Annotated in this window: 20 protein-coding genes; 12 read left to right on the top strand and 8 right to left on the bottom strand. The window is 63.7% G+C overall.

What is annotated here, in order from left to right; genetic code table 11:
• Window positions 1–77: 77 nt before the first annotated feature.
• Both RR51_RS16295 and RR51_RS16290 read right to left on the bottom strand, forming a co-directional pair.
• Complete coding sequence (locus RR51_RS16295) at window positions 78–2,438, bottom strand: DNA polymerase II (RefSeq protein ID WP_039614092.1); 2,361 nt, start codon at window positions 2,436–2,438, stop codon at window positions 78–80.
• Window positions 2,439–2,683: 245 nt separating this feature from the next.
• Window positions 2,684–3,604: a LysR substrate-binding domain-containing protein gene (locus RR51_RS16290; RefSeq protein ID WP_039614091.1), complete on the bottom strand. Its 921-nt coding sequence runs from the start codon at window positions 3,602–3,604 to the stop codon at window positions 2,684–2,686.
• 159 nt (window positions 3,605–3,763) lie between these two features.
• On the opposite strand from RR51_RS16290, the gene RR51_RS16285 reads away from it, so the two are divergent.
• From RR51_RS16285 to RR51_RS16250, 8 genes are all read left to right on the top strand, one after another.
• Complete coding sequence (locus RR51_RS16285) at window positions 3,764–4,552, top strand: YqcI/YcgG family protein (RefSeq protein ID WP_015269755.1); 789 nt, start codon at window positions 3,764–3,766, stop codon at window positions 4,550–4,552.
• 2 nt (window positions 4,553–4,554) lie between these two features.
• A complete protein-coding gene (locus tag RR51_RS16280; protein WP_039614090.1) occupies window positions 4,555–5,181 on the top strand; it encodes a LysE family translocator in 627 nt (208 codons plus the stop codon).
• A 39-nt stretch (window positions 5,182–5,220) separates the two neighbouring features.
• A complete protein-coding gene (locus RR51_RS16275) occupies window positions 5,221–6,303 on the top strand; it encodes a hypothetical protein (RefSeq protein ID WP_039614089.1) in 1,083 nt (360 codons plus the stop codon).
• A gap of 138 nt (window positions 6,304–6,441) precedes the next feature.
• Window positions 6,442–7,137, top strand: coding sequence for a hypothetical protein (locus RR51_RS16270; protein ID WP_039614088.1), 696 nt, complete (start codon window positions 6,442–6,444; stop codon window positions 7,135–7,137).
• A 109-nt stretch (window positions 7,138–7,246) separates the two neighbouring features.
• Entirely contained in the window at window positions 7,247–7,939 is a 693-nt protein-coding gene (locus tag RR51_RS16265; protein WP_013971958.1) for an AzlC family ABC transporter permease, read from the top strand.
• Window positions 7,936–8,250, top strand: coding sequence for an AzlD domain-containing protein (locus tag RR51_RS16260; RefSeq protein ID WP_013971957.1), 315 nt, complete (start codon window positions 7,936–7,938; stop codon window positions 8,248–8,250). The genes RR51_RS16265 and RR51_RS16260 overlap by 4 nt, the downstream gene beginning before the upstream one ends.
• Window positions 8,247–9,080, top strand: a complete 834-nt coding sequence (locus tag RR51_RS16255) for an AraC family transcriptional regulator (RefSeq protein ID WP_003260449.1) — start codon at window positions 8,247–8,249, stop codon at window positions 9,078–9,080. The genes RR51_RS16260 and RR51_RS16255 overlap by 4 nt, the downstream gene beginning before the upstream one ends.
• Window positions 9,081–9,152: 72 nt before the next feature.
• Window positions 9,153–9,380: a hypothetical protein gene (locus RR51_RS16250; protein ID WP_003260451.1), complete on the top strand. Its 228-nt coding sequence runs from the start codon at window positions 9,153–9,155 to the stop codon at window positions 9,378–9,380.
• 127 nt (window positions 9,381–9,507) lie between these two features.
• Here RR51_RS16250 and RR51_RS16245 read toward each other — a convergent pair whose 3' ends face one another.
• The 5 genes from RR51_RS16245 to RR51_RS16225 all read right to left on the bottom strand — a co-directional run bounded on the left by RR51_RS16245 (window position 9,508) and on the right by RR51_RS16225 (window position 15,034).
• Window positions 9,508–9,990 (bottom strand): copper chaperone PCu(A)C, encoded by a 483-nt coding sequence (locus RR51_RS16245; protein ID WP_013971950.1) that lies wholly within the window; start codon window positions 9,988–9,990, stop codon window positions 9,508–9,510.
• Window positions 9,991–10,599: an SCO family protein gene (locus RR51_RS16240; protein WP_024086651.1), complete on the bottom strand. Its 609-nt coding sequence runs from the start codon at window positions 10,597–10,599 to the stop codon at window positions 9,991–9,993.
• 221 nt (window positions 10,600–10,820) lie between these two features.
• Window positions 10,821–11,405, bottom strand: a complete 585-nt coding sequence (gene nfuA / locus RR51_RS16235; protein ID WP_003250416.1) for a Fe-S biogenesis protein NfuA — start codon at window positions 11,403–11,405, stop codon at window positions 10,821–10,823.
• A 58-nt stretch (window positions 11,406–11,463) separates the two neighbouring features.
• Window positions 11,464–12,498 (bottom strand): acyltransferase family protein, encoded by a 1,035-nt coding sequence (locus RR51_RS16230; RefSeq protein WP_039614087.1) that lies wholly within the window; start codon window positions 12,496–12,498, stop codon window positions 11,464–11,466.
• A 235-nt stretch (window positions 12,499–12,733) separates the two neighbouring features.
• The gene (locus RR51_RS16225) at window positions 12,734–15,034 is read right to left on the bottom strand and encodes a fatty acid cis/trans isomerase (RefSeq protein ID WP_039614113.1); all 2,301 of its coding nucleotides are present in this window, start codon (window positions 15,032–15,034) and stop codon (window positions 12,734–12,736) included.
• Between the two features lie 183 nt (window positions 15,035–15,217).
• On the opposite strand from RR51_RS16225, the gene metH reads away from it, so the two are divergent.
• Window positions 15,218–18,925, top strand: coding sequence for a methionine synthase (metH, locus tag RR51_RS16220; RefSeq protein WP_013971946.1), 3,708 nt, complete (start codon window positions 15,218–15,220; stop codon window positions 18,923–18,925).
• Between the two features lie 160 nt (window positions 18,926–19,085).
• Window positions 19,086–19,301 carry a DUF2970 domain-containing protein gene (locus tag RR51_RS16215; RefSeq protein ID WP_003256398.1) on the top strand — a complete coding sequence of 72 codons (216 nt, stop codon included), beginning with the start codon at window positions 19,086–19,088 and terminating at the stop codon, window positions 19,299–19,301.
• Between the two features lie 263 nt (window positions 19,302–19,564).
• On the opposite strand, the gene RR51_RS16210 is transcribed toward RR51_RS16215, so the two are convergent.
• Complete coding sequence (locus tag RR51_RS16210) at window positions 19,565–20,641, bottom strand: ABC transporter substrate-binding protein (RefSeq protein WP_039614086.1); 1,077 nt, start codon at window positions 20,639–20,641, stop codon at window positions 19,565–19,567.
• Window positions 20,642–20,854: 213 nt separating this feature from the next.
• Between RR51_RS16210 and RR51_RS16205 the strand changes: the two genes are divergently transcribed.
• Both RR51_RS16205 and RR51_RS16200 read left to right on the top strand, forming a co-directional pair.
• A complete protein-coding gene (locus RR51_RS16205) occupies window positions 20,855–22,507 on the top strand; it encodes a nitrite/sulfite reductase (protein WP_013971944.1) in 1,653 nt (550 codons plus the stop codon).
• Window positions 22,491–22,985 (top strand): DUF934 domain-containing protein, encoded by a 495-nt coding sequence (locus tag RR51_RS16200; RefSeq protein ID WP_013971943.1) that lies wholly within the window; start codon window positions 22,491–22,493, stop codon window positions 22,983–22,985. Before RR51_RS16205 ends, RR51_RS16200 begins: the two co-directional genes overlap by 17 nt.
• Window positions 22,986–23,314 lie beyond the last annotated feature (329 nt).

The raw sequence follows: 23,314 nt of genomic DNA, 5'->3' as shown, positions 1-23,314 counted from the left end.
TCGCGCCTCCAGGGTAATAGGAGGTGCGAAACTAGTGGCTGCCACTGGCCAGCGAGTGCTAGCCAGGTACCACCGCGTCAGAACAACAGGAGCTGGCGATCGGTCAGCGCAGCGAAATCATCCCCCACGAACGGCAGAATGGCATCGGCAACCGGTTGCAGTTGGCGGCTCAGGTAATGATCGTAATCGATGGGCGCCTGCCGGTTTTCCAGCGGCTCGGGGCCCGCGGTGGTCATCAGGTAGCTGATCCAGCCGCCACGCTGGTATTGCATCGGGCGGCCAAGGTGGCGGTTGTAGTCATCGGCCAGGCGGGCCGCGCGCACGTGCGGCGGCACGTTGCGTTGATAGTCGGCCAGCGGCCGACGCAGGCGCTTGCGGTATACCAGCAATTCGTCCAGCTCACCGGCAAGCGTCTGCCGCACATAGTCGCGCACGTAATCGCGGTATGGCTGGCCACGGAATATCCGCCCGTACAGCTCCTGCTGGAACTCCCGGGCCAGCGGCGACCAGTCGGTACGCACCGACTCCAGGCCCTTGTAGACCATCTGCTCGCTGCCATCGGCCCGCTGCACCAGCCCGGCGTAGCGCTTCTTGCTGCCTTCGTCCGTGCCGCGGATGGTGGGCATCAGGAAGCGCCGGTAATGCACCTCGAACTGCAGCTCCAGTGCGCTTTCCAGATTCATCTGCTCGCGCAGGTGTTCGCGCCACCACAGGTTGACCTCGGCCACCAGCTCACGGCCGATGCGTGCTGCAGCCTCCTCGCCGTGGGCGCCCTTGAGCCAGACGAAAGTGGAGTCGGTATCACCGTAGATCACCTCATAGCCCCTGGCCTCGATCAGCGCGCGGGTCTGGCGCATGATCTGATGGCCGCGCATGGTGATCGACGAAGCCAGGCGCGGATCGAAGAAGCGGCAGCCGCTCGAACCCAACACTCCGTAGAAGGCATTCATGATGATCTTCAGCGCCTGCGAAAGCGGCGCGTTGCCCTCGCGCTTGGCCGCTTCCCGGCCCTGCCATACCCGCTCGACGATGGCCGGCAGGCAATGCTCGCTACGGGAAAAACGCCCACCGCGGAAGCCTTCCACCGAGTGTTCATCGTCAGGCAGACGCAAACCTTCGACCAGCCCCACCGGGTCGATCAGGAAGGTACGAATGATCGACGGGTACAGGCTCTTGTAGTCCAGCACCAACACCGAGTCGTAAAGGCCCGGGCGCGAATCCATGACGAAGCCACCGGGGCTGGCTTCGTCGGGGCGGCTGCCAAGATTGGGGGCAACGAAGCCCAGGCGGTGCATCTGCGGGATGTACAAGTGGCAGAACGCGGCCACCGAACCACCGCTGCGGTCCACCGCAAGGCCGGTGACCGAGGCCCGCTCCAGCAGGAATTCGAGCAGGCGGGTGTGGGCGAAGATGCGTGTCACCAGCTCGCAATCCTTGAGGTTGTAGCGCGCCAGCGCCGGCTTGTCCTCGGCGAAGCGGCGGTTGATTTCATCCATGCGCTGGTACGGCGTATCGATGGCCTTGCCCTCACCGAGCAACGTCTGGGCGACACTTTCAAGGCTGAACGACGGGAAGCTCCAGGTCGCCGAGCGCAGCGCCTCGATGCCATCGATCAGCAGCCGCCCCGGGGCATCGGCGAACACGTGGCCACCACCGGCATGGCTGCGCAAGGTCATCGGTGCGCCATTGCGCCCCAGTGCCAGCGGGACCTGCAGCAGCTTGGCGTGCTCATGCAGCAGGCGCAGGTCGAACTGGATCAGGTTCCAGCCGATGATTGCATCCGGGTCGTGCTCGGCCATCCACTGGTTGAGGCAGGCCAACATGTCGGCGCGGTCGGTGCAGTAGTGCAGGTCGAAGTCCAGGTCATCAGCCGTGCCATTGGCCGGCCCGAGCATGTACACCTGGCGCTGGCCACAGCCTTCCAGGGCAATGCTGTACAGCTCGCCCCGCTCGCTGGTCTCGATGTCCAGCGACACCAGGCGCAGCGGCGGCCGATAACCCGTCAAGGGCTTGAGCTGGGCATCGCAGAACACACTCTGGGCATCCGGTTGGCCAGTGAACTGCACCGGGGCAGTGATGAAGCGCTCCATCAGGTAGCGCTCGGGCGGGCGAATATCGGCTTCGAACACATCGATACCGGCGGTGCGCAGGCGTTGCTCCAGCTGCATCAGTTGCCGGTGCTGGCGGCAGTACAGGCCCAACACCGGGCGCTGGTCAAAGTCCTTCAACTGCAGCGGCCGCAACTCGACACCGGCTTCGTTGGCCAGCAGCACCCGCGCGTGCGCTTCCTGCGCCTGGGGGATGAATGCCACTGATACCTGTGGCGCCAGGCGCAGCTGCCGTGGCCCCTGGTCGGTGGCCAGCCAGAACTCCACGCAGGTGCCTTCGGGCGTGTCATGCCAATGTCGGGTCAGGACAAAGCCCTGCTGCAACTCCACCGCGTCGACCTCTGAATCGTTTGTTGTGCTGATTGCGGCGATTCTACCGCTGACGCACCGTCGCAGCGCATTTTGTTGGGGCCAGCCGGTGTTTGTCGCAATATTTTCAGCGCCTGTGGGATCGAGCGCCGCCCGCGCGGCGCTCGATCCCACAGGCGCTGAATCCCTCAAGACAAACACCCCCGCCACAAACCTCTCCACCGCCGGGCGCTTGCCGGCGGCCGGGCGCTTGCTCGAACGCGTGTTCAACCGTACAGGTAATTGATGTCCTTGCAGGGCAGCGGTGGCACCTGGCCAAGCAGGAACTCGCGCAGCTTGTGCATCTGCCGCGCCTTGGGGCTGGCCTTGAGCCAGGTCATGTAATAGCCGTCGCCGGTGGCCACCGCGTGCTTGAACGGCGTAACCAGGCGCCCGGCCAGCAGGTCGGCACTGGCCAGCACCAGGTCGACCACCGAAATACCCAGGCCTTGCTGGGCAGCCGAGATGCCCTGGTCGAGGGTATCGAACACTTGCCCGTGGTCGATGCTGATGTCCAGCGCGTCCATGCGAGCCAGCCAGCGCCGCCAGTCTCGCCGGTCAGGGGACGGGTGCAGGAATTCGCACTGGGCCAGATCGGCAAGGTCCGGTTGCGCCTCGGCCATGTAATCCGGGTGGCACACCGGGATCAGCCATTCATCGAACAGCTTGAAACTCTCGATATCGGCGGGAAAACGCCCGTTGGCCAGGAGGATCGCACAGTCGTAGGGCTCGGAATAGAAGTCCACGCTGTCGATGTCCATCCACACGCTGGACAGCTGCACGCTGCAGTTGTCCTCGGTCTTCTTGAACGCATCCAGCGCACGCAGCAGCCAGCGCACGGTCAGCGTGGACGGTGCCTTCAGACGCAGGCCGTAGCGGTCCTGGCGCAACAGAGCGCAGGCATTTTCGATGATCTTGAAGCCAACCTTGAGTTCCTGCGCCAGCAGGCGGCCGTGCTCGGTCAGGGCCAGCTTAGGCCCGCGGCGTTCGAACAGGTCGCAGCCGAACATGGCTTCGAGGGTCTTGATGTGGTGGCTGACGGCGCCCTGGGTCAGGGCCAGCTCTTCCGCGGCACGGGTAAATGAGCCATAGCGAGAGGCTACCTCGAAGGCACGCAGCGCGTGCAAAGCCTGAATCCGTTCCGACATGGCGACGCCCCGAGCATGAGTAAGACTAATAGTAGGTCATAGTTCCACGCGTTTTACAACGTCAAGGACGTCTCGGAAAATGCAGGTAAATAATAAACATAACCAAGATCCTGCCTGCATGTGACTTGAACGTTCATCAAATTTACGCCTGGGGAAATCATGTCGACGGGTTATGGAACTTGCTATCGCCTGGATGCGCTAGAGCTGGCCGCTGACCATGTGCGCAACACGCGACATTGGACCTACAAAGCCGTAGAACATTTTCGCAGTGTCCTCGCCAACCCCGAGTTTCCCTGCCTGTTCGGCCGCAAGGCGGTAAACGGCGCAACCTGCCACATCCTCTTCGCCCGGGCCGGGCAACTGGCCGATGACATCGCCATGGGCCTGGCCGACTACGTGCGCACCGTCGCACCTATCCCACCCAAGCAGCGTATCGGCAGCCCACTGGTGGTGTTTCTCGAAACCGCCGCCGACTACACCCTGGCCGAGCAACAGGCGCTGGCCTGGAAGGTGTTGCGTGGCGTGCACGCGCGCGACCCGCATCCCTGGCCCCAGGGCATCCCGACCGACCCCGACGACAATGCCTGGTCGTTCTGCTTTGCCGGCATGCCGCTGTTCATCAACATGAACTTCCCCGGCCACCAGCAGATGAAAAGCCGCAACCTGGGGCCACACATCACCTTCGTCATCAACCCGCGGGCGAACTTCGACGAAGTGGCCAACGTCAACACCGAAAGCGGCCATCGTATCCGCGAACGCATCCGCGAGCGCGTGCACCACTACAACGACGGTGTCATGCCCGACACCCTTGGCTTCTTCGGCGATGCCGACAACTACGAGTGGAAGCAGTACCAACTGCAGGAGGCAGGATCGCTCAACCCGTCCCGCTGCCCGTTCCACGCCCATGCCGTACAGCCGGCAACACCCGACATACTGATCGAGACCTGACCGTGAATACCGCACTCACCGCTACCTATGCCCTGACTGTCTTGCTACTGATCGCCACCCCCGGCCCGGTGGTGGCACTGATCGTCAACACCGCGGCCGCCTCCGGCTCACGCAAGGCCATGTTCACCGCTGTCGGCACCAACTGGGCATCACTGGTGCTGATCGGCGCAGCGGCCTGGATCATTCTCACCAGCGCCGCCATCGACAAGGCCTGGCTCAGCGCCATGAGCCTGCTGGGCTGCCTGTTCATCGGCTACATCGCCGTCGGCACGCTGCGGGACGCCCTGCAGGCGCCGGCAGCCGAGGCACCGGGCGAGCTCGCCAAGCCTGGCCGCGGTGGGCTGCTGCAAGGTTTCATGGTGGGCATCTCCAACCCGAAGGACATCATCTTCTTCATCGCCTTCTTCCCGCAGTTCATCCAGATCACCGAGTCATTCGGCAAGAGCATGGTGGTGCTGTCGTTGCTGTGGGTGGCCATCGATTTTGCCGTGCTCAGCCTTTACATCTTCGCCATTGGCAAGATCGCCTCGCAACGCAGCAACCGCATGATCAGCCTGGCCTCGGGGGTCGCCCTGCTGCTGATTGCCGCCGGCGGCCTGCTGTACAACGTCAGGGAGCTGGCGGCCTGAATGTGATGCACGGTGCCCGCTGCGAGAGAAGGAGAACCTATGACTGCGACTGACACGTGCCCTTCACCTTCGCCGTTGCAACAGGACTACCAGCGCTTTCTGCTGCTGGGCAGCCGGCGTGCACCGCACACCGTGCATGTGCACGAAACCGGCTACCGCTCCGGCACCATCAATACCGATGCCCTGGGCCTGCGTTACAGCCATTGCGCCGGCAAGCGTTTTTCGGTAGCCGAACGCGGTGGTGCATCACGCATCAACCTGCTGGTCGGCGGTTCCGCCGCGCTGGGCATCGGAGCCAGCTCAGACGAACACACGGTGGCCTCGCACCTGTCGATGCTTACTGGCGAAGTCTGGCTGAGCCTGGCCGGCTGCGGGCTCAATGCGAGCCAGGAGCTGCTGATGTTCCTGACCCACCAGCACCGCCTTGGCCAGCTTGGCCATGTGGTGGTGCTAAGCGGCCTCAACACCCTGGCCCACGAAGCCCTCTGCGAAGTCCTCGCCAGCCTGAACGACCCGCGGCAAGCCAAGGCCTATCAGGACTTTCTCAACAGTTTCAGCGAAGGCATGCAGCCCACGACAACGCCACGCCGGCAATCGCTGTGGCGGCGCATCGGTCAGGCGTTGGCCACGCCTCCGGCCGTGACACCTGCCACCTGGTCGCTGTCGTCTCCGGAAAAGCGCCTCACCCGAGCCGCCGACAGCATTGGCCGGACCTTGCGCCAATGGGACCGGCTGCTGGCAGACAGCCATTCCACCCTCACCTTCATCCTGCAGCCGTTGCTGCCTTGGTGCCGGGATAGCCTGCCCGCTGGCGAGGAGGCAATGCTGAATGCGCTGCAGCGGCAACCGGCGAATTTCGACCGGCTGCTGGACGGCGCATTCGACAGCCAGTTGCACTCGGCCTTCTTCCGCCGCATCAAGAGCCAGGCCGACCCGGTGCCTTGCTACGACATGAATTGCATGCTCAGCAGCTCGCCGGTGTTCGGCGCCGACCTGTTCATCGACCGCCTGCATCTGAACGACCTGGGCAACAATGCCCTTGCCAAGGTCATTACCGCCAAGCTTGGCCTGGCCCAGGAAAAACATGCCCAGCGCAAGGTCACGCCGATCAAGCTCGTCTGAGAATTGCCGGGTGGTCTTTCGGCCAGGCCCCTTGGGTGGCTAGAATAGGCCGTCGTTCCGATCTGCCCGAGGCGCACGCTTGACCGCCATGAACATCGAAGCCATCCATCAGTACCTGGCACCCCCTGGAGCTTGCCTGTGAGCCGCATGCTTCGCTTGCCCCCGCTGTTGATCGCCCTGATGCCACTGGCTGCGCACGCGCTGGAGGTGCGCATCGACCCTCATGCCGACCTGCTCTATCGCCAGGCCTTGCCCCTGCTGGAGCAGGCCGACAATCAGGACGACGGCGCCAGCACGCTGCGCACGGCTATCGGCGGCGACCCGGAGCTCAGCCGCCAGGGACAGGCAATGGCCCACACCCTGCCGACCGCGGTCGCCTTGCTGAAAAAGTCCGTGGAGCTGGGCCACCCGGTCGCACAGTACCGCCTGGCGCTGTACTACATGACCTACCTGCCCGCCGCGCAAATCCCGGATGCCGCCTGCCCGTTGCTCGAAGCCAGCCTCAGGCAGGGCTTTGCCGCACCGGCGCCGGCCATCGCCACCTGGTGCCCTCCCTACAACGCCAGCAGCGAGTACCGTACCGCGCTGGAGGCCATCCCCAACATGGCCACCGTGTATGCGCCCTACTACCCGCAACCGGCCACGCACCTGGCCTGCAACCGCAACCGGCCACAAGGCCTGGAAATGCAGTGGGGGCGCCAGCGCGACTACCAGGCCGAGGTATACCGCCTGCTCGGCGACCTGGACCCGCAGCACCGCCAGAGCCTGCTGCAGAAGGCCGTGGACACCAACGGCTGCGTGACGGCGCAGCAGCACCTGACCAGCCATCCGTAACACGGACACGGTTTCCGTGTAGGGGCGTGCCAGGCATAGCAAGATCGTTCAAGCCATCCCCCGCCCCGTCTGGCATGCTGGCCTGCCAAGTACACGCACTGCAGCCACCATGCCCCACATCGCCCGCCAAGCCTTTCTCCACGGCGCCATCGCCATTCTCCCGTTGTCCCTGGCCGTTGCCCCCTGGGGCCTGCTGGCCGGCTCCATGGCCATCGAGGCCAACCTCAGCGCCTGGGAGGGGCAAGGGCTTTCGGCCATCGTCTTCGCCGGTGCCGCGCAACTGGTGGCGATTGGCATGCTCAAGGGCGGCGCCAACCTGGCGTCGATCCTGTTGACTACCCTGCTGCTGACCTCGCAGCATCTGCTGTATGGCCTGACGATGCGCCCGGTGCTGTCCAGCCAGCCGCTGCGCTGGCGCCTGGGCCTGGGCTTCCTGCTCACCGACGAGTTTTTCGCCCTGACCAGCCAGTACGACCAGCAGCAGTTCAACCGCTGGTACGCCCTGGGCGTGGGCCTGACCTTCTACGTCGCCTGGAACCTGTTCACCCTGGCCGGCATCCTGCTGGGGCAGAACATTCCGCACCTGGACCAGCTCGGCCTGGACTTTTCCATCGTCGCCACCTTCGTCGCCCTGATCGCGCCGCTGGTGCGCAACCTGGCCACACTTGTATGCGTGGCAGTGTCGCTGTTCTGTTCGGTGTTGTTCAGCTACTGGCATTGGGAGACCGCCTTGGTGGCCGCGGGCCTGCTGGGCATGAGCGCCGGTTTCGTCTGCCAGAAATTCGCCGGAGCCCGCGCATGACCTGGGTCCTGATTTTTGCCATGGGCGCCATCGTGTTCCTCAACCGCTATGCGTTCCTGGAACCGCGCCTGCCCTTGCGCCTGAGCTCCAACGCCAGGCAGTTCCTCGGCTTTGCCGTGCCAGGCATGCTCACCGCGATATGCGGCCCGATCATCTTCATGCCCGAGCACCAGCTGGACCTGAGCCTGCTCAACCCTTACCTGCTGGGTTCGCTGGTGGCCATCGCCCTGGTGCTGTTGACCCGCAGCGTGTTGCTGAGCATGCTGGTGAGCATGTTGATCTTCTTCCTCTTGCGCAGCTGGCTGGCATGAGCACGCCCCTGCGCGAACAGACACACCTCTGGCAGGCGCCGGCACTGGGCGACGTCGAGATGCTGCACGCGCGCTATTTCCAGCAGCGCTTCGCACCGCATGTGCATGAAGGCTATGTGTTCACCGTGATCGAGTCGGGCGCCCAGCGCTTCTGGCATCGCGGCAGCGAGCACCTGGCGCCGGTCGGCAGCATGGTGCTGATCAACCCCGACGAGCTGCACACCGGGGCCACCGCCCACGAAGCGGGCTGGCGCTACCGAGGGTTCTACCCGGAACATGAACGGGTAACCGGGGTGCTCGACGAACTGGAACTGGGCCGCCACGGCATGCCCAGCTTCAAGGACAGCGTGATCCACGACCCGGCCCTGGCGCTTGCCTTCAGCCAGTTGCACCAGCTGTCCGAAGCCGGCGCCAGTGCCCTGCAGCAGCAGACCGCCTGGCGCCAGGCGGTGCTGGCCCTGGTGCAACGGCACGGGCAATGCGCCGAACCTGCCGCCCCTGGCCACGAACCGCTGGCAGTGGCCCGCGCCCGTGAGCTGCTGGAAAGCCAACTGGCCGACCCACCCTCGCTCGAAGCTCTGGCGGCGGCTGTCAACCTGTCACCGTTCCACTTCGCCCGGGTGTTCCGTCAGGCCACCGGCCTGCCGCCACATGCCTGGTTGAAACAGCGGCGCCTGGCCCGTGCGCGGGAAATGCTCAAGCGTGGCTGGGCTGCATCGGACGTGGCGTTCGACCTGGGCTTTGCCGACCAGAGCCATTTGAGCCGGCAGTTCAAGCAGGCTTACGGGGTAACGCCAGGGGCTTATCGCAGCGCCTGCCTGCAAGGCTGAGCTGCGACAGCCGGCCTCAGGCAGGCCAGCCAGCCACTGCTACACTGACAAGGCTGAATGGAGGATCCTGCCATGTCCGAAAGAGAGCTCACCACCCTCCTGTCGCTGATGAACCAGCGCCAGGCCTGCCTGAGCAGTGCCTGCAAGGAGATAGCCGACTGGATCGACCGGCAGGGCGACGTGCCCGCCGCCGGCAAGATCCGCGCAAGCCTCAAGGCTCTGGAGGCTGATGAGGCCCAGGTCCGCAAGACCCTGACCTCGCTGACCCTGGACAGACCGCTGCCCAAGTTTCGCAGCTGATTGAACCGGGGGCTGCCTTGCAGCCCATCGCGACACAAGGCCGCTCCCACAGGGGATACGCGTTCTCCTGTGGGAGCGGCCTTGTGTCGCGATGGGGCGCAAAGCGCCCCCAAAGGGTTCAGCCTGATCAGTGCTTCATGTGCATGTGATCATGCCCACCGCCCGCCTCGGCGTTGAGCGCACGCACTTCGGCCTGCACGTCCAGGGTTTCCTTGGCCCCCTTGGCATCTTCGATGGTCAGGGTCAGCGGCACTTTCTCGCCTTCCTTCACCTGGTTGTTCAGGCCCATCAGCATCACATGCAGGCTGTTCGGGTCGAGGGTCACCGCCTTGCCGGCCGGCAACTCGACCGCCTTGACCTCACGCATGCCCATTACATCACCGTTCATGGTCATCTCGTGCACCTGCACAGTCTTGGCCACAGGCGAAGCCACGCCCACCAGCTTGCTGTCGCTGCTGGCGGTCAGGGTCATGAAGGCACCGGTGGACTGCTGGTGCGGCACGGTCGCCCGCACCCAGGCGTCGCTCACGGTGGTCTGGGCCAGGGCCGGCAGCGCCAGGCCCATCAGGACCAGGGCAGCCAGGCCGTGCTTGATCGGTTGCATCGACATTCAGCAGATCTCCATCAGGGTGACCAGGTCTTCGGCGCATTCCTGGGCGGTCAGGGAATGGCCCAGGCTCAGGCGCAGGGTGCCACGCGTATCGTAGACGTAGCTGGTGGACGAGTGAGAGACGGTATAGGTATCACCGGCCGGGACTTTCTCGTAGAACACCTTGAACTCTTTGGCCACCGCGGCGATTTCCTCGGGGGTGCCGGTCAGCGCGGTGAACGACGGGTCGAACGCCTTCACGTAGGCATCGAGCACCTCGGGGGTGTCGCGCTCCGGGTCCAGGGTAATCAACACCACCTGGAACAGGTCGCGATCGCGGCCGCGCAGCAGCTTGCGGATTTGCGCCGCGCGCGCCAGGGTGGTCGGGCACACGGCCGGGCACTGGGTGAAGCCGAAGAAGATCATCGGCATGCTGCCGTAGAAACTCGACAGGGTGCGCACATTGCCTTGGGTGTCCTTGAGGCTGAACTTGCGCCCAAGGATTTCGTTGCTCATGTTCTTGCCGTACTTGAACTCGAGCCCCCGGGCCGGGCTGCAGCCTGCGAGCAGGCCAAGCCCGAGAACGCCCATCCCGGCGACAACTGCGCGCCGGGTATATAGATCATTCATGAAACCATCCTTTACAGGGAAGGTGCCGGCCCTCGGGACGGGCCGGTCGAAAAACCGGGGCATTCTGGCACGACACCCCGAGGGGTTCTACCCGACGAAGGCAAGGATCGGCTGCAGCCCTTTGAATACGGGCTGCGGCCTGTTGTCGCAGGGGTTGAAACAGTAACACTTTGTTGCTAAGGGAGTGTGTTCAACGCGATCCCTGTAGGAGCGCGTCATCCTCAGTAGTAGGCGTTCTCTTTCTGACTGTGGTCAGTCACGTCACGCACGCCCTTGAGTTCGGGAATACGCTCGAGCAGGGTGCGCTCGATGCCTTCCTTCAGGGTCACGTCGGCCTGGCCACAGCCTTGGCAACCACCACCGAACTGCAGCACGGCAATACCGTCGTCGACCACATCCACCAGGCTCACCTGGCCGCCGTGGCTGGCCAGGCCGGGGTTGATCTCGGTCTGCAGGTAATAGTTGATGCGCTCGTTGATCGGGCTGTCTTCGTTGACCATCGGCACCTTGGCATTCGGCGCCTTGATGGTCAGCTGGCCACCCATGCGGTCGGTGGCATAGTCGACCAGTGCGTCTTCCAGGAACGGCACGCTGACCGCGTCCAGATAAGCGGTGAAGCTCTTCAGACCCACGGCGGTGTCGTCAGGCTTCTCTTCGCCCGGCTTGCAGTAGGCGATGCAGGTTTCGGCGTACTGGGTGCCCGGCTGGGTGATGAAAATGCGAATGCCGATGCCAGGCGTGTTCTGCTTGGAGAGCAGATCGGCCAGGTAGTCATGGGCGGCGTCGGTAATGGTTATAGCGCTCATGTAGGTTCCTCACAGACTTGCGGCCAAGTGTACGCCAACCCGGCCTTCGAACAAAGTCCTAGTATTTGACTCGGGAAAGCGCATATTCAGGGGCCCGCCCCCGTGGCGCCGCCAGCCAGGCCTGCATGCGCCGGTACAGGCCGCGCTCCAGCCACTGGTAGCTGAACCACGACATTAGTCCAATGGACGGCACGCACAGGGCAAACACCAGGTACGGGTTCAACTGCAGGCGCTGGCTGGCGAACCAGCCGGCGTACAGCACCAGCACATGGACCAGGTACACCGAATACGAACAGTCGCCCAGCGCCTTGAGCACCCGGTTGCCGCGGAACACCGGCTCCAGGGCGACGAAGGCCAGCACGATCATTGCGCTCGGCACGCCCCAGTGCAGCAAGCGCCGGGAAGCGTCCAGGTGGTAGATGGCAAGACCCGCCACCGCCAGCAAGGCCAACGGCAGCCAGCGGCCCTGGTGAATCAGCCCGCGACGGTGCAGCACGCCCAGGCCGATGCCGAGCAGGAATTCGTAGATGATGTCGTTGCTGTAGAAGCGGCTGAGCACGCCCAGCCTGCCCAGTATCTCGCTTGCCAGCAGCAGCGCGGCGGTGACCAGCAACTGGTGATGACGCTGGCGCACCAGAAAGGCCAGGCCGAACAGCAGATAGAAGAACATCTCGAAGTTCAGCGTCCAGCCCACGTTCAGGGTCGGGTACAAGCCGTAGCCACCGGGGTTTTCCGCCGGGATGAACAGCAGCGACAGCAACAGGTGGTGCCAGGTGAATGCCTGGTGCGGCATCCATTGGCTGAAGGCCAACAGCAGGGTTGCCATCAGCGCCGTGTAGAACCAGTAGGCCGGAACGATACGCAGCGCCCGGTTGAGCAGGAACTGGCGGGGCTCGATGGCCTTGTCGCGGGTCGACAGATAGATGACCAGCCCGCTTATGACGAAGAAGATATCGACGCCTGCGGCACCGCGGTCGGTGAGCAGTTGGCCGATGGGGCCGGAGGCTTGGAAGTCGAAGAAGATCTGCATGAAATGGTGGCAGACCACCACCCAGGCGGCGAACGCCCGCAGTGCCTGAAGCGAATACAGCATGGAGAACCCTGCAGTTGCCGGTGCATTGAGGCCCAGGCTCGAATGCAGGGGCGAGCGCTACGCGCTCGTTCGCGGGTAAACCCGCTCCCACAGGGTTAGCGCTGACCTCGAGAGCGGTGCCATACCTGTGGGAGCGGGTTTACCCGCGAAGGGCTGCAAAGCAGCCCCCTTGCAATCGATCAGGACCACCCAGCAAGTCCGACCGCAGGGTAATCGGAAAGGTCAGCCCAACCGATCAGAGGTTTTCGTAGCGGTTCATGTCCAGCACGCCCGCCTCGACCGGTTCGGTCTCCTTGATGAAGCTGTTCAGGTCATGGAAGTAGTGCCAGAACTCTGGGTGACTGCGACGCACACCCCAGCGCATGACGATGCGCTCGAACCTGGCCGGGTCATCTTTCGCATACTCCATGTCCTCGACGAACTCGGGCACATCCCTGGTGGGGATGTTGAAGATGAAGTTGGGGTAGCTGCTGAGCACGCCCGGGTACAGGGTCAGGGTATCCAGCCCCGGCTGGTAGCGGTACGCCTCGCCCAGCAGGAACGCCACGTTGCTGTGCGCGCGGTTGCGCAGCAGGCTGTACACCTGGCGCTGGCCGCCCTGCCCTTCGATGCGCAGCATGGTTGCCTCGGGCAGCTGGTTGATCACCTTCAACCCGGCAGCCGGGCGCGACACCAGGCGGCTGAGCGACTGCTCGGCATTGCGGAACTCTTCGCTGACCTGCGGCCGTGAACAGAACGCGCCCTGGCAGCGGTTGATGGGGTCAGGCGCGGCATTCAGGCTGCCGGTACGCTGCAGAAGCTTCAGGCCGAAGTCGCGCTTGGGGTTGCGCGGGTCGAGCTGGATGCCGCTCGGGGTGTCGGTGTCGATGTCTTCATAATCCATCCACATCTTTACCTTGCCGCTGTTCTGGTACCAGTCGCCGAGGATCGCCTTGCGCTGGTCGGCCGGCATCAGGCGCAGGAAGTTGACCTCGGCGCCGTTGCGGATAAGGTCGAAGTACAGGCGCGTCTGCAACTGGTGCGAGACGTTGCCGAACACATCGAAGTTGACCGCCAGCTGGTAATAGGTGCGCTCGAACAATGGGTAGTCGAACAGCCACACGGTCAGCGGCACATCACCGATCAGGCCCTTGGTCACCGAGGCGCTGTCGAAGTGGCGGAAAATGCTCAGCAACGCGTTGTCGTTACCGGCCCACAACGTCGCCCAGCCCGGGGCCGGCATGTCGGCGTAGGCTTCGCGGCGCAGTTTTTCGTACTCGTTGCGCTTGTCACGGTAGGCGTGCCACAGGCTCAGCACGCTGCCCACGTCATCGATCTGCCCAGGCATGGCCAGCAGCGGCGTGGCCTCGCCACGGTACTTGGCATCGGTGATGTAGCGGTCGTGGGCCGGCTCCTGGAACAACGCCCAGAAGTTGTCGCGGATCACGTCGGTGGCAATCTGCCCACGGCATACCGGGCCACGGATGAAGGTGCGCACGAAGTACTCGGCGTTATCCAGCATGAACTGGTAGCGCGCCACTGCCGGGATCGCTTCGAAGGTTTCGAACGGGTTGGCCCGGTGGCGCGGGCCGTAGCCTGGCAGCGCAGTGGCATGCCAGTCGCCGGCGTAGAACAGTTGCTTGACCCGCTTGAGCTTCTGCGGCCCCATCGGATAGGTGATGTGCGTCTTGTGCACGATCACGCCCTGCACCGGGATCAACCGGTAGTAGAAGTCGGTGCCCGGCGGGTCGTTGGGGCGGCGCGTGGCGATCAGGTCGACCGGCTGACCGCTCGGTGTACGCGAACGCACCCACTGGAAGAAGTGGCCCTGCTCGCCACCAACGAAATAGATGTGCGCCAGGAACAGGTGCTCGTACAGCCAGCGGCCGACCAGCGCCTCGGTGGAACCCGGGCGGTTGAGCAGCTCTTCCCAGTCGGCAATCTGCTTGGCTTCGGCCGCGCTTGGCTTGATCGGCTGGTACTCGACCGGTGCACCGGCGGCCAACCAGCGGCGCATGGTGTCGTATTCCTTGTCAGTCAGGCCGGTCACCGCCAGCGGCATGCCTTCCTTGGGATGGGCACCGGCATAGGCATCGAACTCTTGCGGCAACGGGCACATGTTGTTGCGGTTCAGGCCCAGGACGATTTCCTCGGGCAGCTTGGCATTGGGCGTGAGCGGGGTCTTGTGCCCCAGCTCGAGCATGCGCGCCATCAGCGCGGCCTGGCTGCCCTGGCTGTCGAGCACGGAGTAAAAGCCCTTCTTGCGCCACTCGCCCTCGCTGTGGGCATCGTAGAACAGCCGCGTGGTGGGCACTGCCTTGCTGCGCTCGCCCTGATACACCGGCACCTTGGTGGCGCCGCGCACCGCGCCTTCGGGGCTTTCCAGCTTCAGCTGGCAGGCGGCGTCGTTGCAGGCGTGGCAGGCCACGCATTTCTCGGTGAAGATCGGTTGAATGTCCCGGGTGTAGGAAATAGCCGGGCTCGACTGGGGGGCTTGCCCGAACGCCACACTGCAGATGAGCAGGGCGAAAACGCCGGCAAGAATACGATGCACCATGTGCGGAAAGTCCTGGGTATTGAAAGCCATCACGATTTGTTGCCTGGTCGTCCTTGGGTGCCCTGCTTTGCCGACGCCCGCCCAACATGAGCCATTTTCATGCAAATAGGCGATGCGCCTAAAAACCGCGCAGCTTTGTTATGATTCTGCACCTTCTGAAATTCGCCCGACCAGGTAGTTCCTATGTCCGACCGCAGCGCTCGTCTCCAAGCACTCCAGAACGCACTCAAGGAGCGCATCCTGATCCTCGACGGCGGCATGGGTACTATGATCCAAAGCTACCGGCTCGAGGAACACGACTATCGTGGCACGCGTTTCGCCGATTGGCCAAGCGATGTCAAAGGTAACAACGACCTGTTGCTGCTCAGCCGCCCGGATGTGATCGCCGCCATCGAAAAGGCCTACCTGGATGCCGGCGCCGATATCCTCGAAACCAACACCTTCAACGCCACGCAGATTTCCCAGGCCGACTACGGCATGGAATCGCTGGTCTACGAGCTGAACGTCGAGGGCGCGCGCATCGCCCGCCAGGTGGCCGATGCCAAGACCCTGGAAACCCCGCACAAGCCGCGCTTCGTCGCTGGCGTGCTCGGCCCTACCAGCCGCACCTGCTCGATTTCCCCGGACGTCAACGACCCAGGCTACCGCAACGTCACTTTCGATGAGCTGGTAACGAACTACATCGAGGCCACCCGCGGCCTGATCGAGGGCGGCGCCGACCTGCTGCTGATCGAGACCATCTTCGACACCCTCAACGCCAAGGCGGCGATCTTCGCCGTGCAGCAGGTGTTCGAGGAAGACGGCATCGAACTGCCGATCATGATCTCCGGCACCATCACCGACGCCTCGGGCCGTACCCTGTCGGGCCAGACCACCGAAGCGTTCTGGAACTCGGTGCGCCACGCCAAGCCGATTTCCGTGGGCCTGAACTGCGCCCTTGGCGCCAAGGACCTGCGCCCGTACCTGGAAGAGCTGGCGACCAAGGCCGACACCCATGTCTCGGCCCACCCCAACGCCGGCCTGCCAAACGCCTTTGGTGAATACGACGAAACCCCGGCCGAAATGGCCGTGGTGGTCGAGGAATTCGCTGCCAGCGGCTTCCTCAACATCATCGGCGGCTGCTGCGGCACCACGCCGGGCCACATCCAGGCCATTGCCGAGGCCGTGGCCAAGTACAAGCCGCGCGAGATTCCGGAAATCGCCAAGGCCTGCCGCCTGTCGGGCCTGGAGCCGTTCACCATCGACCGCCAGTCGCTGTTCGTCAACGTCGGTGAGCGCACCAACATCACGGGCTCTGCCAAGTTCGCCCGACTGATCCGTGAAGAGAACTACACCGAAGCCCTGGAAGTCGCCCTGCAGCAGGTCGAAGCCGGCGCCCAGGTAATCGACATCAACATGGACGAAGGGATGCTCGACTCCCAGGCCGCCATGGTCCGCTTCCTCAACCTGATCGCCGGCGAGCCGGACATCTCGCGCGTGCCGATCATGATCGACTCGTCCAAGTGGGAAGTGATCGAAGCGGGCCTCAAGTGCATTCAGGGCAAGGGCATCGTCAACTCCATTTCCATGAAGGAAGGCGTCGAGCAGTTCAAGCACCACGCTCGCCTGTGCAAGCGCTATGGCGCCGCCGTGGTGGTGATGGCCTTTGACGAGGTCGGCCAGGCCGACACGGCCGCGCGCAAGAAAGAGATCTGCCAACGCAGTTACGACATCCTGGTCAATGAAGTGGGCTTCCCGCCGGAAGACATCATCTTCGACCCGAACATCTTCGCCGTCGCCACCGGCATCGAAGAGCACAACAACTACGCCGTCGATTTCATCGAGGCCTGCGCCTACATCCGCGACCACCTGCCGCACGCCCTGAGCTCGGGCGGTGTGTCCAACGTGTCGTTCTCGTTCCGTGGCAACAACCCGGTGCGGGAAGCCATCCACTCGGTGTTCCTGTACCACGCGATCCAGAACGGCCTGACCATGGGTATCGTCAACGCCGGCCAGCTGGAGATCTATGACGAGATCCCACCTGCCCTGCGTGAAAAGGTCGAGGACGTGGTGCTCAACCGCACCCCGCATGGCACCGACGCACTGCTGGCCATTGCCGACGACTACAAGGGCGGCGGCGCAACCAGGGAAGTGGAAAACGAAGAGTGGCGCTCGCTGCCGGTGGAAAAACGCCTGGAGCACGCGCTGGTCAAGGGCATTACCGCGTTCATCGTCGAAGACACCGAGGAATGCCGCCAGCAGTGCGCCCGCCCGATCGAAGTGATCGAAGGCCCGCTGATGAATGGCATGAACGTGGTCGGCGACCTGTTCGGCGCGGGCAAGATGTTCCTGCCCCAGGTGGTCAAGTCGGCCCGCGTGATGAAACAGGCGGTAGCGCACCTGATTCCGTTCATCGAAGCCGAGAAAGGCGACAAGCCGGAAGCCAAGGGCAAGATCCTGATGGCCACGGTAAAAGGCGACGTGCACGACATCGGCAAGAACATCGTCGGCGTGGTGCTGGGCTGCAACGGCTACGACATCGTCGACCTCGGCGTGATGGTGCCGGCCGAGAAGATCCTGCAAACCGCCCGCGACGAGAAGTGCGACATCATCGGCCTGTCCGGCCTGATCACGCCGTCGCTGGACGAGATGGTCCACGTGGCCCGCGAAATGCAACGCCAGGGCTTCCAGTTGCCGCTGATGATCGGCGGCGCCACCACCTCCAAGGCGCACACCGCAGTCAAGATCGAGCCCAAGTACAGCAACGACGCCGTGGTCTACGTCACCGACGCCTCGCGCGCGGTCGGTGTTGCCACCCAGTTGCTGTCCAAGGAGCTGAAAGCCGGCTTCGTCGAGAAGACCCGCCAGGAATACGAAGAAGTACGCGAGCGCACCGCCAACCGCAGTGCCCGCACCGAGCGCCTGAGCTACGCCCAGGCTATCGCCGCCAAGCCGCAGTACGACTGGGCTGGCTACCAGCCAGCGGTGCCCTCCTTCACCGGCGTCAAGGTGCTGGAAGACATCGACCTGCGCACGCTGGCCGAGTACATCGACTGGACCCCGTTCTTCATCTCCTGGGACCTGGCCGGCAAGTTCCCGCGCATCCTCACCGACGAAGTGGTCGGCGAGGCGGCGACGGCGCTGTACAAGGATGCCCGCGAGATGCTCGACAAACTGATCGACGAAAAACTCATCAGCGCCCGCGCAGTGTTCGGCTTCTGGCCGGCCAACCAGGTAGCCGATGACGATATTGAAGTGTACGGCGAGGACGGCCAGGCCCTGGCTACGCTGCACCACCTGCGTCAGCAGACCATCAAGCCGGACGGCAAGCCCAACTGGTCGCTGGCCGACTTCGTCGCGCCGAAGGCCAGTGGCGTTACCGACTACGTGGGCGGTTTCATCACTACCGCCGGCATCGGTGCCGAGGAAGTGGCCAAGGCCTACCAGGACAAGGGCGACGACTACAGTTCGATCATGGTCAAGGCCCTGGCCGACCGCCTGGCCGAGGCCTGTGCCGAATGGCTGCACGAGCAGGTGCGTAAAGAGCACTGGGGTTATGCCCGCGACGAACACCTCGACAACGAGGCGCTGATCAAGGAGCAGTACCGCGGCATCCGCCCGGCCCCCGGCTACCCGGCCTGCCCGGACCACACAGAGAAGGAAACCCTGTTCCGCCTGCTTGATGGCACTGCCATCGGTGAGACCGGGCCGAGCGGCGTGTTCCTCACCGACCACTTTGCGATGTTCCCGGCAGCGGCGGTCAGCGGCTGGTACTTTGCCCACCCGCAGGCGCAGTACTTTGCGGTGGGCAAGGTCGACAAGGACCAGATCGAGCGCTACAGCGCGCGCAAGGGCCAGGATGTGAGTGTCAGCGAGCGCTGGTTGGCGCCTAACCTGGGTTACGACAGCTAAGACCCTTGGGGCCGCTTTGCGGCCCATCGCGACACAAGGCCGCTCCTACAGGAGAGTGCAATCCCTTGTAGGAGCGGCCTTGTGTCGCGATGGGCTGCACAGCAGCCCCAATAGCCACCTACACTGTCCCTGATTGCCTCTGATTTCCTCAGGAGCCACCATGGACGATTCCAGCCAGGGCAAGCCCCCTACCTTCTGGCAGATGCTGCACAGCATCCTCGCTGCCGCCTTCGGCGTGCAAAGCGGCAAGAACCGCGCCCGCGACTTCACCCACGGCAAGGCCAGCCATTTCATTGCGCTGGGGACGCTGTTCACCCTGGTGTTCATTGCCGTACTGATCGGCCTGGTGCAGTTGGCCCTGCACCTTGCGCGCTAGCAAAAACGCCTGCGGGACTCCCTCCCGCAGGCGCTCTGGCTGCATCACGGTCTTGAATACAAGTCTACTGGTGGCTGACCCAATACACGGCAGTGACCACCACCAGAACGATCAGGCAGAGGATCGCCCAGGCATCGACGCTGCTGTCAGCTTTGCGGACCTTGGTTGAGTTTCCCATTGCATTGCCTCTTGTAGTGGTTATGGGAATGCACTTCACCACCAGCAGTTAAGACGAGCAATGCCCTTCCCTCAAGCAAGGTCTTTCAATAATTGATCGGTGATGTCAGAAATGGGTACTTATAGTCGGGCGGCCGCCCTTCGGCACTGTAATGCTGGAAATCGATACCGTAGTCGGGCCGTTCCAGTAGTTTCAACCAACGGGTTGCCTTGGCCTGGTCAATCGACTGCAACACCGGGATGCGATGCTCGCGCAGGCCGTCGCGGTTCACCGCCAGCCCCTGGGCATCATCGTGCAGCATCACCATGGCCCAGCCGCCGAGGGTAAAATGCCCGCCCATCAGCACGCTAAGACGCCCGTCGATACGTGCATGCAGGGCCTCGGACGAGCTGTTGATGGCGCTGAACAGCACATCGCGCCCCGGCTTGCGCCCTGCCTCTTCGAACGCCTGCATGGCACCAAAGGCCATTTCGTCGTTGGCCGACCATACCAGGCGGGTGGCCGGGTAGCGCTCCACCAGTTGCTGCGCCTGCTCGTAGGCGCGCTGGCGGCTCCAACCACCATATACCACCTGGCGCAGGCGCACCTGGGGGAAGTCGGCCAGGGCGCGGCGCATGCCCTCCTCGCGCAGCTGCGAGGCCGGGGTGGTCTTGACCCCGGCAAACGCCAGCAGGTCCACCGGCCCACTGTCGCGGGGCAATTGCGCGACCATCTGGTGCAACATCTCAAAACCCGCTTGCTCGTCGTTGGCCGTCAAGGTGCCCAGCAGCTCGGCATACTTGCCCGGCTGGGCCTCGATGCTACGGGCCTGGCTGGCAGTCAGGCCGTTGTTGACCAGGAACAGTTTGACGCCGGTGCCACGCGACAGCCGAATGATCTCCGGCGCCACGTACCGCTCATTGACCAGGACCAGGTAATCCGGCCGCTGCGGTCCGCCCAGGATCGCCCTGGCCTGGGTCAGCGCCAGGTCGGCGCGGCGTTCGCCGTATTCCACGTGCAGGGTCATGCCCAGATCGTCTGCAGCGGCCTGCATGAAGCGGGTATAACTGGTCCAGAACGTCTCGGTGGACAGCCCCGGGTTGAGGAAAACCACCGAAGCCGGCTGCGCACTTGCCGCCAGCGGCAAGGCAAGACACAAGCTTTGGCACAACGCCTTGAGCATGGGCTGACATCCCTGCGAAGCAAACGCCGGATTATAAACGCCAAGCCACGCCCAGCGCATAAATGGCAGTCAGTCTCACATAGTCCATTTGGTTCTTTTCATATGCAAAAACATCACTTTAGCGCATAAACGCAACCTGCTATCGTTCCCCGGCTCCGAAGCGGAGTGCGCGGCCGTGCGCGCGAATAGCTGCATGCCTGAGACAGGACTTTTATGTACGTATACGACGAGTACGATCAGCGGATCATCGAGGACCGCGTCAAGCAGTTCCGTGATCAGACCCGCCGCTATCTGGCCGGTGAGCTGAGCGAAGAAGAATTCCGCCCTCTGCGCCTGCAGAACGGCCTTTACATCCAACGTTTCGCGCCGATGCTGCGCGTCGCCGTGCCGTACGGCCAGCTGAACGCCACCCAGGTCCGCACCCTGGCCAGGATCGCCCGCGACTACGACAAGGGCTACGCCCACATCTCCACCCGCCAGAACGTGCAGTTCAACTGGCCGGCCCTGGAGGACATCCCGGACATCCTCGCCGAACTGGCCACCGTGCAGATGCACGCGATCCAGACCAGCGGCAACTGCCTGCGCAACACCACCACCGACCAGTTCGCCGGTGTGGCCGCAGACGAAATCGTCGATCCGCGCCCGTGGTGCGAAATCGTCCGTCAGTGGACCACCTTCCACCCGGAATTCGCCTACCTGCCGCGCAAATTCAAGATTGCCATCAACGGCTCGCAGGAAGACCGCGCCGCCATCGAAGTGCACGACATCGGCCTGGAGCCGGTGCGCAATGCCGCTGGCGAGCTGGGCTTCCGTGTGCTGGTCGGTGGCGGCCTGGGCCGTACCCCGGTGGTGGGCTCGTTCATCAACGAGTTCCTGCCGTGGCAGGACCTGATCAGCTACCTTGACGCCATCCTGCGCGTGTACAACCGTTACGGTCGCCGTGACAACAAGTACAAGGCGCGGATCAAGATCCTGGTCAAGGCCCTTACCCCGGAAGTGTTCGCCGAGAAGGTCGAGGCCGAAATGGTCCACCTGCGCGGCGGCAGCACCACCCTGACCGAAGCCGAAGTGCAGCGTGTATCGCGCCACTTCGTCGACCCGGCCTACCTGGCCCTGGACAACGTCGACTACGCCGCGCAGGACGCCGAGTACCCAGGCTTCGCCCGCTGGCGCTCGCGCAACACCCGCGCCCACAAGCGCCCTGGCTACGTGGCCGTGACCCTGTCGCTGAAGCCCACCGGCGTTGCCCCGGGCGATGTGACTGACAAGCAGCTGGACGCCGTGGCCGACCTGGCCGAGCGCTACAGCTTCGGTTTCCTGCGCACGTCGCACGAGCAGAACATCATTCTTGCCGACGTCGAGCAGCGTCAGTTGCATGCCCTGTGGCTGGAACTGCGCGAAAACGGCTTCGCTACCCCGAACATCGGCCTGCTCACCGACATCATCTGCTGCCCGGGCGGTGACTACTGCTCGCTGGCCAACGCCAAGTCGATCCCGATTGCCGAATCCATCCAGCGCCGCTTCGACGACCTGGACTACCTGTTCGACATCGGCGAGATCGACCTGAATATCTCCGGCTGCATGAACGCCTGCGGCCACCACCACGTGGGCCACATCGGCATCCTCGGCGTGGACAAGAAGGGTGAGGAGTTCTACCAGGTGTCGCTGGGCGGCAATGCCGCGCGTGGCGCGAGCCTTGGCAAGATTCTCGGCCCGTCCTTCGCCCAGGATGACATGGCCGATGTGATCGAAAAGCTGATCGCCGTGTACGTCGAGCAACGTACCGAGGAAGAGCGTTTCATCGACACCTACCAGCGTATCGGCATCGACCCCTTCAAGGAACGCGTCTATGCAGCGAATCATTAAGAACAACCAGATCGTCGACGAAACCTGGCATCTGCTGCCCAAGGAAACGTCCTTTGACGAGCTGACCAACTGCGACGACTACATCGTCCCGCTGCAGATGTGGCGCGACCATGCCCATGCGCTCAAGGCCCGTGACGGCGGGCTGGGCATATGGCTGGACAGTGACGAAGAAGCCGAAGAAATCGGCGAAGACGTGCAGCACTTCCAGGTCATCGCACTGAACTTCCCGGCGTTTACCGACGGGCGCAACTACTCCAATGCGCGCCTGCTGCGTGACCGCTACAAGTTCAAGGGCGAACTGCGCGCCATCGGCGATGTGCTGCGCGACCAGCTGTTCTTCATGGCCCGTTGCGGCTTTGACGCGTTCGCCATCCGCGCCGACAAGGACCCGGAAGACGCGCTGCAAAGCCTGAAGGACTTCTCGGTGACCTACCAGGCCGCCACCGACGAGCCGCTGCCGCTGTTCCGCCGGCGCTGATCGTCACCTTGCAATGCCAGACGGCCCGCCTATATGGCGGGCCGTTTCATTTTCCTGTAGCGGCCTCTTCGCGGGTGAACCCGCTCCCACAGGTACTGCACCGTTCTTGAGTGCGGCGCGGTCCCTGTGGGAGCGGGTTCACCCGCGAAGAGGCCGGTACAGGTTTACCCTGCATTCCCCCAGCAACAGTCACGGCACAGCGACCTATTCTTGCCTCCCGGTCAAATGACCTTGGCCCCGCCCCACCTTAATCAATTCCCCTCAAAGCCGCACACTGCTCCCCACACGAAGAGCGATCGAATCCGAGCGACCAACCTCGATTCGGCTCA

The organism is Pseudomonas sp. C5pp (assembly GCF_000814065.1).
GTDB lineage: Bacteria > Pseudomonadota > Gammaproteobacteria > Pseudomonadales > Pseudomonadaceae > Aquipseudomonas > Aquipseudomonas asiatica.
The sequence above is the reverse complement of the archived record's forward strand: the minus strand, read 5'-3'. Positions and strand labels throughout refer to the sequence as shown.